We start from the raw sequence: 13,154 nt of genomic DNA on the forward strand, positions 1-13,154 counted from the left end.
TCCTGTCGGCGCCTCGGCGGCAAGTCTTATCGGTCTCCGCCTGCCCGATCGAAGGCGAACGGGTCGGCGGGCTCACCGGTCGCGTCGAGCGGCCCCTGCGCCAGCCTGGTCACCGCTGGGGGTGACGGCGGCGCGAAGCCTGCCACGAGACGCAGACCCATGAGCACGTCATCGGGCCGGACGGCAGGTGTTTCGTGCCGAACAACCATACGAAGTATGACACAGGGTTGAACGGTCTCCTGGCCTGCCGGAATTCCCGGCTCCTCCACCACGGCGAGCCAACGCACCGCCTGCCGGGCGTCGAATCGCCGCATTCCCTTCTTGGTCAGGCGCTCGACCTCCACCAGGCCGGCCGCCAGGAACTCCTTCACCGCGCGCTCGGCCTCGCCCGGATCGGCCCCGGGGAGCCGCAGCTCCCACATCGAGCCCTCCAGCCGGTCGGCCAGGTTCCCGTCCCGCGCCTCCACCACGTCGAGCACGTCCAGCCCCGGCGGCAGCGAGGCGTCGAGGTCGTCGCGGACCCGCCGCGGGTCGCACGGCCGGTTCACCCCGATCTCGAGGTACTCGGCCTCGCTCGCCACTCCGGTGGGGGCGGCGCCGGCGTAGGAGATCTTCGGGTGGGGGTTGAAGCCCGCGCTGTAGGCCACCGGGATACCGGCTCGGCGGACCGCCCTTTCGACGGCGCGGGAGATGTCGCGGTGGCTGGTGAAGCGCAGGCGGCCCCGCTTGGCGTAGCGCACGCGCAGCCGCTGCACCGTGGGTTCGGGCGCGGGCCCGTCGGGAACGGGTTTCAGAGGTCCGTCGTCCTTCCGATGTCGATCGATCGTCATTCAGGATAGGCCGTGAGCGTCAGATCACGGTCAGTGGCAGCAGTTTTCTGCCCGTGGGGCCGATCTGGATCTCCGTCCCCATCGTGGGGCAGACGCCGCAGTCGTAGCAGGGCGTCCAGCGGCAGTCCTCGACCTCGACCGAGTTCACCGCGTCCTGCCAGTCCTGCCACAGCCACTCGCGGTCGAGGCCGGCGTCGAGGTGGTCCCAGGGAAGCACCTCGTGCTCGTCCCGCTCGCGCGTCGTGTACCAGTCCACGTCGACCGGCACGTCGGCGAGAGCGCGCTCCGCCGCCGCCATCCAACGCTCGAACGAGAAGTGCTCGCTCCAGCCGTCGAACCGGCCGCCGTCCTCCCAGACGGCGCGGATGACCCTGCCCACCCTGCGGTCGCCCCGCGAGAGCATTCCCTCCACGATCGAGGGCTTGCCGTCGTGGTAGCGGTAGCCGATGGCCCTGCCGTACTCCTTGTCGGAGCGCAGGGCGTCGCGCAGCGCGCGCAGCCGGCGGTCCACCGTCTCGTGGTCGGACTGGGCCGCCCACTGGAACGGGGTGTGCGGCTTGGGCACGAACCCGCCGATGGAGACCGTGCAGCGGATGTCGCGCGAACCCGTGGCGTCACGGCCCGCCTTGATGACCTTCTTGGCCAGGTCGGCGATGCCGAGGACGTCCTCGTCCTCCTCGGTCGGGAGCCCGCACATGAAGTAGAGCTTCACCTGCCGCCACCCGTTGGAGTAGGCGGTGGTGACCGTGCGGATCAGGTCCTCCTCGGTGACCATCTTGTTGATCACCTTGCGCATCCGCTCCGACCCGCCCTCCGGCGCGAACGTGAGCCCGGAACGGCGGCCGTTCCTGGACAGCTCGTTCGCCAGGTCGATGTTGAACGCGTCGACCCGGGTGGACGGCAGGGACAGGCCGGTCTGAGTGCCCTCGTACCGGTCGGCGAGGCCCCTGGTGATGTCGGCGATCTCGGAGTGGTCCGCGCTGGACAGCGACAGCAGCCCGACCTCGTTGAAGCCGGACTCCCTGATCCCCGCCTCGACCATGTCGCCGACCGTGGTGATCGACCGCTCACGCACCGGACGGGTGATCATCCCCGCCTGGCAGAAGCGGCAGCCCCGGGTGCAGCCCCGGAAGATCTCCACGCTGAACCGCTCGTGCACGGTCTCGGCGAGCGGCACCAGCGGCTTCTTCGGGTACGGCCACTCGTCGAGGTCCATGACCGTGTGCTTGAACACGCGCGTCGGCACGCCGTCGCGGTTGGGGACGACGCGCTTGATGCGGCCGTCCGGGTGGTACTCGACGTCATAGAACTTCGGGACGTACACCCCGCCGGTGGAGGCGAGGCGCAACAGCAACTCGTCGCGGCCGCCGGGCGAGCCCTCGCCCTTCCACTCGCGCAGCACCTCGGAGATCGCGATGACGATCTGCTCGCCGTCGCCGAGCACGGCGGCGTCGAGGAAGTCGGCGATGGGCTCCGGGTTGAACGCGGCGTGGCCGCCCGCCAGCACGATCGGATCCTCGTCGGTGCGGTCCACCGCGTCCAGCGGGATCCCCGCGAGGTCGAGCGCGGTGAGGAGGTTGGTGTAGCCGAGTTCGGTGGCGAACGACACCCCGAGGACGTCGAACGCGCGAACCGGCCTGTGGCCGTCCACGGTGAACTGCGGAACGCCCTCGGACCGCATGAGCGCCTCGAGATCGGGCCACACCGCGTAGGTGCGCTCCGCCAGCGTCTCGGGCAGCTCGTTGAGGATCTCGTAGAGGATCTGCACCCCCTGGTTGGGCAGGCCGACCTCGTAGGCGTCCGGGTACATCAGGGCCCACCGGACGGTCGCCTCGTCCCAGTCCTTGACCGTCGAGTTAAGCTCGCCCCCGACGTACTGGATCGGCTTCTGCACCTTCGGCAGCAGCGGCTCCAGGCGGGGAAACAACGACTCGACAGACATGCCTCCAGGGTATCGGCTCCCGGGAGTGTCCCCTGCGGATCTTCCGGCCTTCGGAGGGGGTGCCAGGTCGCGCCGCCGGCCGCTCGCCGCCGCCCGGCGAGCGTCAGACCGGCCGAGATCTCAGATGGATCGCCTGCAGGATGGCTATCGCCGTCATGTTCGCGAACGTCGCGGTGCCTCCGTAGGAGACGAACGGCAGCGGCACTCCGGTGATCGGCATGATGCCGATCGTCATGCCGACGTTGACGAGCGTCTGGAAGGCCAGCCACGCGACGATGCCGCCGGAGACGAGCGCGCTGAACCGGTCGCCGCACATCCGGGCGATCCGCGCCCCCCGCAGCAGCACCACGCCGAGCAGGGCGACCACGGTGACCGACCCGACGAAGCCGAGTTCCTCGCCCGCGACGGTGAAGATGAAGTCGGTGTGCTGCTCGGGCACGAACCGTCCCGTGGTCTGGCCACCGTGGAACAGGCCCTTGCCGAACACCTCGCCCGACCCGATCGCCACCAGCGCCTGGGTGCTGTTGTACCCCACGCCCCGCGGGTCGCTGGACGGGTCGATGAGGGCGGTGAACCGCGCCACCTGGTACGGCTTGAGCAGCCCCATCGACCACACCGCCGCCCCCGCCAGGGCCGTGAGCAGCACGCCGGCCACCACCCAGCGCTTGCGGATCCCGGCGAAGACGATGATCGCGCCGGTCGTCGCCATCAGCACCATCGTGGTGCCGAGGTCCGGCTGCAGCATGACCAGCGCCGCCGCGCCGCCCGCCGCCGCCAGGGACAGCGCGACACCCGAGGCCCTCGGCCGGTCCTTCTTCTTCCCCTTCTCCGACACGGGGACAAGCAGCCGCGCCAGGATCACCACCAGTGCCGGCTTCATCAGCTCGGCCGGCTGCAGGGCGAAGCCCCCGCCCAGCAGGATCCACGAGTGGTGGCCGTTGATCGTCGATCCCATCGGGCTGATGACCAGGATCAGCCCGAGGACGGCGATGCCGTACAGGACCGGCGCGTACGTGCGCAGCCAGCGGTAGTCGGTCACGGCCACCGCGCTGTAGAGGGCCAGGCCGATGAGCAGGTTGAGCACGTGCTTCTTCGCCATGCCCGTCGGCTCGATCGACGACCAGGTGCGGGTGGCCGACCACACCAGCAGGGTGCCGATCGCGCTGAGCGCGACCACCGCCCCGAACAGCAGCCAGTCCATCCGCCAGACGACCGATCCCCGGCCGACGACCCGGCTCGCGAACGACCCCCGCCGTATTCCGATGGCCTCAGTCATGGCTGGCCCGCCTCACTGCGTGTTGTCGCGGCTGATGGCCGGCAGCCGTGTCACCGGTTTGCCGTCCGGAAGCGCCGGCTTGACCGGCTTGCTGTTGTCCCCCTTGCCCAGTCCGAAGATGCCCTCCCAGATGCGCCGCGCGGCGGGCGCGGCGGTCGAGGCGCCGAAGCCACCCTGCGCGACCATGACCACGGTGACCAGCCGCGGGTGGTCGGCCGGCGCGAAGGACGCGAACCACGACGTGTCCTCCTTGCCGTAGACCTCCGCCGTACCGGTCTTGCCGCCGATCTTGACGACGTTCATCGGGAACCCGCGGAACGCGCCCGCCGCCGTGCCGTCGGAGGGCACCTCGCTGAGTGCCTTGCGGATGTACTCGCGCGTCTCGTCGTTGATCGGCAGATGGCCCTCGACCGGAACCGGGATCTCCTGCTTCAGCGAGCCGTCCGGGCGCATCAGCGCCCAGCCGATACGCGGGCTGCGCACGTTGCCGTCCCCGAGCAGCGCCGCGTACGCCCGGGCCAGCTGAAGGGGGGTGACGAGCACGTCACCCTGGCCGATCGAAAGGTTGACCGCCTCGTAGGCGTGGAAGATCGCGCCCTCGACGCAGTTCTCGTGGGCCAGCCGCTTGGCGAACGCGGCCCGGCTCTGGTCCTTCATCTCCGGGTAGCCGGTCTTGGCCCGCCTGCACATCTCGTCCTTCGTGGAGCTCCACAGGTCGCGCTTCCAGCCCCGGGTGGGGATGCGCCCCGCGGACTCGCCCGGCAGGTCGATGCCCGTACGGCGGCCGAAGCCGTAGGCCTTCGCCATGGTCGGCATCGGCTCCTTGACCTTCGACTTGGGCACCTTGCCGCCGTCGCGCAGCCACTCCTCGTACCCGGCCCGATAGAAGACGGTGTCGCACGACTTGACCAGCGCCTCGTGCAGCGAGATCGCGCCGAGACTCATGCCGCCCGCGTTCGGGTACGCCCGGCCCTCGACGGTGTAGGCGCCCGGGCACTGGTAGGTGCCGTGCAGCGGCTGACCATCCGCGACCATCGCCGACACCGAGCTGATCTTGAACGTGGAGCCGGGGGCGTACTCGCCGGCGATCGCCCGTGACACCAGCGGCTTGCCCGACTTGTCCGACAGCAGGCGTCGGTAGTCCTTCTCCGCGATGCCGCCCGTCCAGACCTTGGGGTCGTACGTCGGCCGGCTGGCCATCGCGATCACGCGGCCGGTCTTGATGTCGAGCACCACGGCGGCGGCGCCGTCCGAGTTCGGCACCTCCTGCATGGCCTGGTCGATCGACTTCTCGACGATGCGCTGCACGTTGGCGTCGATGCTGGTCACCAGGATGTCGCCGGGCACCGGGTCCGACTGCTGGTTGACCGTGATGACCTTGCCCATCCGGTCGACCTGGACGTTGCGCAGGCCGGGTGCGCCGCGCAGAGCCGAGTCGTACGTCCGCTCCAGCCCGTCGCGGCCGGTGAGGTCGACACCCGAGTAGTTGGCCTTGAGACCCTCCCGCTTCTCCAGCTCGCTCTGCGTCACCGGTTGCAGGTAGCCGAGGAGCTGGGCCGCGTCCTTGCCGTTCGGGTAGTCGCGGAGCGCCTGGATGTCGGCCGTGACGCCCGGGAAGTCCTCCTGGCGTTCCAGGATCTGCAGCGCCGCCCGCGGGTTGACGTTGTTGGCCACCGGGATCGGCGTGTACGGCGAGCCCGGCCAGCACGGACGGCTGACGCCGGGCCCGCAGGCCCGGATCTCCTGCTTCAGCTTCGACAACGGCACCTTCAGCACGGTGGACAGGCGACGGAGCACCGCGTCGCCGCCGTCCTTCATCCGCTCCAGCCGGCCGCGGTCCACGGAGACCACCAGCGTCGTGCGGTTGCGCACGAGCGGCCGGCCGGAGGAGTCGAGGATCGCCCCCCGCAGGGCGGGAACGCGGACCTCGCGGGTGCGCGTCTCCGTCGCGACCGTGACGAACCGCGACCCCTGCACCACCTGGACCTGCCACAACCGGACGACGAGTATCACGATCATGGCGATGACCAGCACCTGCAGGACGAGCAGGCGCCCCCGCAAACGTGTCATGCCGTCCCCCGTCTCCAGCTCGGCACGAGCTCGCCGCCGCCCGCGCGCCTCCGATGGCCGCCGTGCGTGACCTTGACCGCGTGGAGCGCCAGCGGAGCGGCCACGAGATTGCAGATCGCCGCCCTGGGCCAGGCGGTCGCCAGCACCGGCCACGTGATCCCCGGAGCGCCGAGCAGCGCGCCCAGACCGGCCACCATGCCGGGCGCGATCACGGCGCAGGCCGCCACCGCGGCCAGCGGCAGGCGATCTCCCGCACGGCCGGCCGCGTAGCCCAGGAAGCACAGGACCAGCGCGTACTGACCAAGGGTGTGGTTGGAGGGCGGCAGCAGGTCGTACGCGAGCCCTCCGCAGAAGCCGATCACCGCGCCTGGCACGGCCCCCCGCCTGGTCGCGAGCGCGGCGACCGTCAGGAGCACCAGGTCGGGCGCCCACGAGAACAGCAGCCGGTTCACCACGCTGACCTGCAGCACCAGGGCGACGAAGAGCAGCAGCGCGGCGACGAGGTTGCGGGCCATCGTTCAGTTCCCCCCGCCGCGGCCGTCGTCCGCCGGGGCCCCGTCACGCTCGCGGGGCGCGCGGCCGGGCGCCGCCCCCGCGGAGTCCGTCTCACGTGCCGAGCGCGGCTCCTCTACGGCGTACCGCTCCTGGGCGCCTTGCCGCTCCCCGTCCGCGGCCTGCGTGCCGTGCCGGCCGCGCCGCTCCCGCGGCGCCGCCACAGGCGGGCCCTCCTCCGCGCCGCGGGCCCACTCGGCCTCAAGCGAGGAGCGCCGCTGCCGGTCCTCGCTGCGATCCGGCTTCGGCGGTTTCGGCGGCGCCGGCTTCGGCGGCAGCACCGCGTCACGCGGATCACGCTTCGGCGCCGCGACCACCACGCTGACGACGTCCAGCGTGGAGAAGTTGGTGAAGGGCCGCGCGTAGGCCGTCCTGGTCACCTCACCCGGCGTGTTGTCCACCCGCTCGACCACGCCGATCGGCACACCAGGCACGTACGGCCTGCTCTGCTGCGAACCGAACGAGACGATCCTGCGGCCCACGCCGATCGGCACGGTGGAGTCGAGCAGGCGGAACCTGACGAGGTTGCCGCCGCCGCCCGCCTCGCCGAGGCCGCTCACGACACCGAGCTCGTTGCCGCCCTCCAGCCGCGCCCCCGCGGACAGGGCGGGGTCGGTCAGCAGGGCCACCGTCGAGCTGACCGGGCCCACCTGGACGATGCGGCCGACCAGCCCCACGTCGCTCAGCACCGTCATGTCGGGCCGGATCCCGTCGCCCGAGCCCGCGTCGATCTCGATCGTGTCCTCGAAACCCGCCACCGAGCGCCGCGCGACGACCTGGGCCGGGACGACACGGTAGCGGCCGAGCCCCGCCAGGCCGAGCATGCTGTCCAGCTTCTCGACACGCGCCCGGTCGAGCCGCTGCGCCGACAGCTCGTCCCGCAACTGCGCGTTCTCCTTGCGCAGGTCCGTGATGACACGGCGGGCGGTGGGCGCGTCGCGCAGCATGCCGACGAAACCGGTGATCGGGCGGGTCACGGCGGCGCCGACGCGCTCGGCCTTCCCGAACACGGCGCCCGCGAAGTCGCGGACCGGGCCGAGGACGTGGTCGTTCCCGGCCCGGTGATCCACGGTGATGAGGATCAGCGCCACGGCGAGGAGCAGTCCGAGCGTGAGACGGGCGCGGCGGGTGTCTCTCATGACGCTCCTTAGTTGCGGGGCTCCGGCACGAGCACCTGCTGGAGGGCATCAAAGTCCTCCACGCATCGCCCGGAGCCGAGCGCGACCGAGTCGAGCGCGTTCTCGGCCAAGTGCACCGGCATGCCGGTCTCCTCGCGCAACCGGTCGACCATGCCGCGCAGCAGCGCGCCCCCACCGGTCACGGCGATGCCCCGGTCCATGAGGTCGCCGGAGAGCTCCGGCGGGCACTTGTCCAGCGTCGACTTCACCGCGTCCACGATCGTGTTGACCGGCTCGGCGATCGACCGGCGGATCTCCTCCGCGCTGATGACGACCGTCTTCGGCAGACCGCTGACCAGGTCGCGGCCGCGCACCTCGGCGTGGAAGTCCTCCCCGGTGACGCAGGCGGACCCGACGGCGATCTTCACCTCCTCCGCGGTGCGCTCGCCGAGCATCAGCGAGTACTCCTTCTTGGCGAAGGCGATCACGGCCTGGTCGAGTTCGTCGCCCCCGACGCGGATCGACTGGCTGGTCACGATGCCGCCCATCGAGATGATCGCCACCTCGGTGGTGCCGCCGCCGATGTCGACGACCATGTTCCCCGTCGGCTCGTGGACCGGCAGACCGGCGCCGATCGCGGCCGCCATCGGTTCCTCGACGATGTACACACGGCGGGCCCCTGCCTGGTAGCCCGCCTCCTTCACCGCGCGTTGCTCCACCGCGGTGATACCGCTCGGCACGGCCACGATGATTCGCGGACGCACGAAGTGACGGCGTTTGTGGATCTTCTGGATGAAGTACCGCAGCATCCGCTCGGTCACATCGAAGTCCGCGATGACACCGTCCCGCAGGGGACGAATCGCGACGATGTTTCCGGGCGTCCGCCCGATCATCCGCTTCGCTTCTATTCCAACTGCCACGATCTTTCCGGTCGTGACGTTGATGGCGACGACGGACGGCTCGTTCAGGACGATGCCGCGCCCTCGGACGTAGACGAGAGTGTTCGCCGTGCCAAGGTCGACAGCCATGTCACGGCCCAGGAATGTCAGCTTGCTGCCCATGCGGAAGGAAGCCTTCCTTCAGGTGGTTAGCGGTTACCGGGTTCAGCGGGTGTGCGGGATGACGCATCGCATTCGAATCGTAACGGCACGTGCTCATCACTGGGCACATCGAGCCCTCAAGCCCCCGGAAAATGCCGTGTCCCCCCGCCTAAGCTCGGTCACCCCCTGGAAAAACACGAGAGGCCCCGGTTTGAACCGGGGCCTCTCGTGGGGCAAGGACTAGAAACGGTCCGGAAAGAAAATCTTGATTTCCCGGGCGGCGGACTCCGGCGAATCGGAGCCGTGCACGACGTTCTCGCCGATCTCCAGGGCGTGGTCGCCGCGGATGGTGCCGGGCGCGGACTTCACCGGGTCGGTCAGGCCGGCCAGCGCGCGGAACGCCTCGACGGCCCGGGGGCCCTCCAGCACCAGCGCGACGAGCGGGCCGCCGGTGATGAAGTCCACCAGCTCGCCGAAGAACGGGCGCTCGGAGTGCTCGGCGTAGTGGGCCTTGGCCGTCTCCGCGTCGAGCGTGCGCAGGTCCATCGCCACGATCTTGAGGCCCTTGCGCTCGATGCGGCCGATGACGTCCCCGATGAGGCCGCGACGGACCCCGTCGGGCTTGATCAGGACAAGCGTACGCTCGGACACAGTCTCTTCTCCTAAGGTCGTTGCTGAGGCTCACGTGGCGTCATGCTCGCCGTACGGTGACCCGTGCGGGTCGCGGGCGCACCCCGTCGAGCATCTGGGAGCTCCAGCTTGGGAACTCCATACGCAACGGCAGCTTACCGGTCCGCGACCGCCGCTCCGATCGACCAGGCCGGACGGTGCGGGCACAGGCTGCCGGCGGCGGGCCGGCCGGCATCCTCAGCGGGTGAGCCCCGTGCCCCCGGACGCGCCGTCGGCCTCCTCGGGAGACGGCGTCGGCGCGGGGACCAGCACCTGGCCGTCGCCCGACGCGGCGGCGGCCCGCCGGGTCAGCACGGCGGAGAGCACGATCACTCCGACCACGACGAAACCACCGACGAGCGCCCACATGTGCAGCGCGTCGATGAACCCCTCGACAAGGGCGTTCCCGTTGCCCTGCGCGCTCGCGGCGGCGTCGCGCAGCCGGTTGACCTGGATGCCGGTGCCGAGCAGGAAGCCCGCGAGCACGGCCGGGAAGCACAGCGACAGGCCCAGCATCGCCGAGCCGGGACCCGCCGTGCGGAACGCGCCCGCGAGCGCGACGGCCGCCCCTGCGGCGAGCAGCACGAACGGCACCGTCAGCGGCATGCCCGACGGCGCGGGGACCAGCAGCCTGATCGCGGCCAGCCCCGCGACGACGGCGGCGAGGCCCAGTGCCGTCAGCCGGTTGGCGAACGTCTCAGGCGCCCGCCCCGCGAGCACGGCGGCCACCAGCGCGGTCAGCGTGGCGATCAGGAACGGCACCCACAGACCTTTGAGGCCGGGGCCGCCCAGCGGGCCGCCGAGCTCGATGTAGGTCATCTGCGCGGCCGTCGGCAGCACCACAAGCCCGACCGCGACGTTGACGAAGGCGAGCGTACGGCCACCCTGCCCCTCGAACGTGCCGAGCACCGCGAGGCCCAGCATCGCCAGAACCGCGACGGCCGCGGCGACGACGACCAGGTGCGGCGCCCAGTCGAAGGTGATTCCCACGCCCAGGACCGCGATGGCGGCGGCCGGCACGATCGCCAGGGCGAGCCGCCCGCGCTCGGCGGGCGTCGGCCGGCCGAGCATGGGCGGGGTCTCCCCCTCCGCCCGCGTGCCGCCGTCACCGGAGATCATCCAGAGCACCAGGTACGCCGCGGCGAGAGCCAGCGCCACTCCGGTGAGCAGCGGGTACGGCTGGAGGGTGACCTGCCAGGAGGTCACGTCGCGGATCGCCCACAGGGCGAGCGCCTGGGCCGTCAGCAGCGAGGCGGCGAGCGCGCCCGCCCAGATCGGCAGCAGCACCCGGCGCCGGGACCGCTCGGCGACCGCGACCAGCGTGGCCGGCACGAGCATGCCCGCCCCGATTCCGTGGAGCACGCGCAGCACCCCTACCAGCGCGACGGTGTCGGTGTACCCCCCGGCGACGTCGGCGAGCGCGAGCAGAGTGAGCCCGGCCACGAGGATCGGCGCGGCGCGGAACCTCCGCACCGCGACCGCGGCCAGCGGCACGGTCACCAGCATGGCGGGCAGCGCCAGGCCGTGGGCCCGGATCATGTCGACCTGAGACACGCCCGGCGGCAGCAGCGCCGCCACGACCGAGATCGTGTTCGGAATGGCGACGATCGCCAGAGGGAGGGCCACCAGGGTGAGCAACCCGATGACGACGTCGACCAGCAGAGGGACGCGCACGGCACGGACCGGCGCCGCGGTCCTAGCCTGCGGTACGGGAGGGACGGCCATGGTTGCCGACTTTAGCGCTTCGTCGTCCCTTCGACACGGCGAGCGACGAAGATGGCCGTTATCCACAGGGCAGCGAAGATCACCCCAAGGAAGAACATGACGGGGACGAGGAATCCTGTGGCGATTGTCAGGACTTCAAGCACAGTGCCCGCGATGTACGCGGCAGGGCGCTTCAGCATGCCGACGACCACCACGCACAGGACGGCGAGCCCGAGCCCCACGGTCAGCGCGACCGGAACGGACACGTCGTTGACGGTGATCGCGACTGGGGTGACGAGCGCCACGACGATCGCCTGCATCCCGAGGACGGTCGCGCAGAGCCGGCGCATGCCGGGGGTGACCTCGAACACGGCGCCGCTCACTTCGCGACCTTGAGCAGGACGCGGGCGTCTCCCGCGGTCACGACCGAACCGGTGATGAGGACGCCCGAGCTGAGCTCGTCGCCCTGGTCCGCGAGCGCGATGCCCGTGTCGATGGCGTCGTCGAGCCGGTCCTCGACGTGCACGCGGTCGGGGCCGAAGACCGCCTCCGCGCGGGCCGCCAGGTCGTCCGGGCTCAGCGAGCGGGCGGAGGAGTTACGGGTGACCACGATCTCCTCGACCACCGGTTCCAGCAGGTCCAGAATCGTGTCGACGTCCTTGTCCGCCATCACGGCCACCACCGCGACGAGCCGGGTGAACCCGAACGCCTCGGTCATGGCCTCGACCGTCGCCTCCATCCCCGCGGGGTTGTGCGCCGCGTCGACCAGGACCGTCGGGCCGCGTCGCACGACCTCCAGCCGCCCCGGGCTCCTCACCTGGGCGAAGGCCTGCCGCACGACCTCCTCGGCCAGCGGGTCGTCCCCGGCTGTCAGCGTCTCCACGGCCGCCAGCGCCCCCGCCGCGTTGCCCGCCTGGTGCGCGCCGTACAGCGGCAGGAAGACGTCCTCGTACACCCCCTTGAGGCCCCTGAGCTGCAGCACCTGGCCGCCCATGGCGAGCTCGCGATGCAGCACGCCGAACTCCAGCCCTTCGCGGGCGACCACCGCGCCGACCTCCACGGCCCTCCGCATCAGCACCTCGGCGGCTGCCAGCGGCTGCTGCGCCAGCACGGCCGTCGCCTTCGGCTTGATGATGCCGGCCTTCTCCCCGGCGATCGTCACGACGTCGGGCCCCAGATAGTCCGTGTGGTCGAGCGAGATCGGCGTGACGACCGCGACGGTCCCGTCCGCGACGTTCGTCGCGTCCCAGGTGCCGCCCATGCCGGTCTCGATCACGGCGACGTCCACGGGCGCGTCCGCGAACGCCGCGAACGCCATCCCCGTCAGCACCTCGAAGAAGCTCAGCCTGCCCACCCTGGCGTCGATCATCTCCAGGTAGGGGGCGATGTCCTCGTACACCTCGGCGAAGCGCTCCTCGGACAGGGGCTCGCCGTCGATCACGATCCGCTCGCGCATCGACTGCAGATGAGGGCTCGTGTAGCGGCCGACCCGCAGGTTGCGTTCGCGCAGCAGAGCCTCGGTCATCCGCGCGGTGCTCGTCTTCCCGTTGGTTCCCGCGATATGAACGATCTTGTACGAGTTCTGGGGATCTCCGAGGACCTCCATCAGCGCGGTGATCCGGTCAAGAGTGGGGCTGAAATCCCACTCCACCCCCCGTGCCATGATCGCTTGCTCGACGGCTCGATATTCCACGACCCTCAGCGTACGGGAACCCATGCGCACCTCCTCAACGAGGCGGTGGACCCTTGACCATCGCCGTGGCGCCGGCCCTCGGAGCAGATTCCGGAAATGCGAAAGCCCCGGCCGTCGGCCGGGGCTCAAAACACGTGAAGGCCACCCCAACCGGGATGGCCTCCACGTTATTCGAAAGATTGTCCGGCGGCGTCCTACTCTCCCACACCGTCCCCGGTGCAGTACCATCGGCGCTGGCAGGCTTAACTTCCGGGTTCGGA

11 protein-coding genes and 1 rRNA gene are annotated in these 13,154 nt (G+C 70.8%); all 12 read right to left on the reverse strand.

Annotated features, from left to right (window positions below):
- Window positions 1-26: 26 nt before the first annotated feature.
- Window positions 27-755 (reverse strand): TIGR03936 family radical SAM-associated protein, encoded by a 729-nt coding sequence (locus HHX31_RS25130; RefSeq protein WP_169950839.1) that lies wholly within the window; start codon window positions 753-755, stop codon window positions 27-29.
- A gap of 94 nt (window positions 756-849) precedes the next feature.
- Window positions 850-2,772: a TIGR03960 family B12-binding radical SAM protein gene (locus HHX31_RS25135; RefSeq protein WP_169950810.1), complete on the reverse strand. Its 1,923-nt coding sequence runs from the start codon at window positions 2,770-2,772 to the stop codon at window positions 850-852.
- A gap of 103 nt (window positions 2,773-2,875) precedes the next feature.
- Window positions 2,876-4,048, reverse strand: a complete 1,173-nt coding sequence (gene rodA, locus HHX31_RS25140) for a rod shape-determining protein RodA (protein ID WP_169950811.1) — start codon at window positions 4,046-4,048, stop codon at window positions 2,876-2,878.
- Window positions 4,049-4,060: 12 nt separating this feature from the next.
- The gene (gene mrdA / locus HHX31_RS25145; RefSeq protein ID WP_169950812.1) at window positions 4,061-6,118 is read right to left on the reverse strand and encodes a penicillin-binding protein 2; all 2,058 of its coding nucleotides are present in this window, start codon (window positions 6,116-6,118) and stop codon (window positions 4,061-4,063) included.
- Entirely contained in the window at window positions 6,115-6,633 is a 519-nt protein-coding gene (mreD, locus tag HHX31_RS25150; protein WP_169950813.1) for a rod shape-determining protein MreD, read from the reverse strand. The genes mrdA and mreD overlap by 4 nt, the downstream gene beginning before the upstream one ends.
- A 3-nt stretch (window positions 6,634-6,636) precedes the next feature.
- Window positions 6,637-7,809: a rod shape-determining protein MreC gene (gene mreC / locus HHX31_RS25155; protein WP_169950814.1), complete on the reverse strand. Its 1,173-nt coding sequence runs from the start codon at window positions 7,807-7,809 to the stop codon at window positions 6,637-6,639.
- An 8-nt stretch (window positions 7,810-7,817) separates the two neighbouring features.
- Complete coding sequence (locus HHX31_RS25160) at window positions 7,818-8,849, reverse strand: rod shape-determining protein (protein ID WP_169950815.1); 1,032 nt, start codon at window positions 8,847-8,849, stop codon at window positions 7,818-7,820.
- 219 nt (window positions 8,850-9,068) lie between these two features.
- A complete protein-coding gene (ndk, locus tag HHX31_RS25165; protein WP_169950816.1) occupies window positions 9,069-9,479 on the reverse strand; it encodes a nucleoside-diphosphate kinase in 411 nt (136 codons plus the stop codon).
- Window positions 9,480-9,695: 216 nt separating this feature from the next.
- Window positions 9,696-11,222 (reverse strand): hypothetical protein, encoded by a 1,527-nt coding sequence (locus HHX31_RS25170; RefSeq protein ID WP_211590279.1) that lies wholly within the window; start codon window positions 11,220-11,222, stop codon window positions 9,696-9,698.
- Between the two features lie 11 nt (window positions 11,223-11,233).
- Window positions 11,234-11,584, reverse strand: coding sequence for a DUF4233 domain-containing protein (locus HHX31_RS25175; protein ID WP_311932229.1), 351 nt, complete (start codon window positions 11,582-11,584; stop codon window positions 11,234-11,236).
- Window positions 11,581-12,918: a folylpolyglutamate synthase/dihydrofolate synthase family protein gene (locus HHX31_RS25180; protein ID WP_249346490.1), complete on the reverse strand. Its 1,338-nt coding sequence runs from the start codon at window positions 12,916-12,918 to the stop codon at window positions 11,581-11,583. Before HHX31_RS25180 ends, HHX31_RS25175 begins: the two co-directional genes overlap by 4 nt.
- 157 nt (window positions 12,919-13,075) lie before the next feature.
- Window positions 13,076-13,154, reverse strand: a 5S ribosomal RNA gene (gene rrf / locus HHX31_RS25185); the annotation flags it as partial.

Origin of the sequence: Microbispora sp. H11081 (genome assembly GCF_012999535.1) — a bacterium.
Taxonomy (GTDB): Bacteria; Actinomycetota; Actinomycetes; order Streptosporangiales; family Streptosporangiaceae; genus Microbispora.

Coding starts and splice junctions, on each gene's coding strand:
- mreD (WP_169950813.1), bottom strand. CDS start 6,633: ATGGCCCGCAACCTCGTCGCCGCGCTGCTGCTCTTCGTCGCCCTGGTG.
- HHX31_RS25170 (WP_211590279.1), bottom strand. CDS start 11,222: ATGGCCGTCCCTCCCGTACCGCAGGCTAGGACCGCGGCGCCGGTCCGT.
- HHX31_RS25160 (WP_169950815.1), bottom strand. CDS start 8,849: ATGGGCAGCAAGCTGACATTCCTGGGCCGTGACATGGCTGTCGACCTT.
- HHX31_RS25135 (WP_169950810.1), bottom strand. CDS start 2,772: ATGTCTGTCGAGTCGTTGTTTCCCCGCCTGGAGCCGCTGCTGCCGAAG.
- rodA (WP_169950811.1), bottom strand. CDS start 4,048: ATGACTGAGGCCATCGGAATACGGCGGGGGTCGTTCGCGAGCCGGGTC.
- mrdA (WP_169950812.1), bottom strand. CDS start 6,118: ATGACACGTTTGCGGGGGCGCCTGCTCGTCCTGCAGGTGCTGGTCATC.
- mreC (WP_169950814.1), bottom strand. CDS start 7,809: ATGAGAGACACCCGCCGCGCCCGTCTCACGCTCGGACTGCTCCTCGCC.
- HHX31_RS25180 (WP_249346490.1), bottom strand. CDS start 12,918: ATGGGTTCCCGTACGCTGAGGGTCGTGGAATATCGAGCCGTCGAGCAA.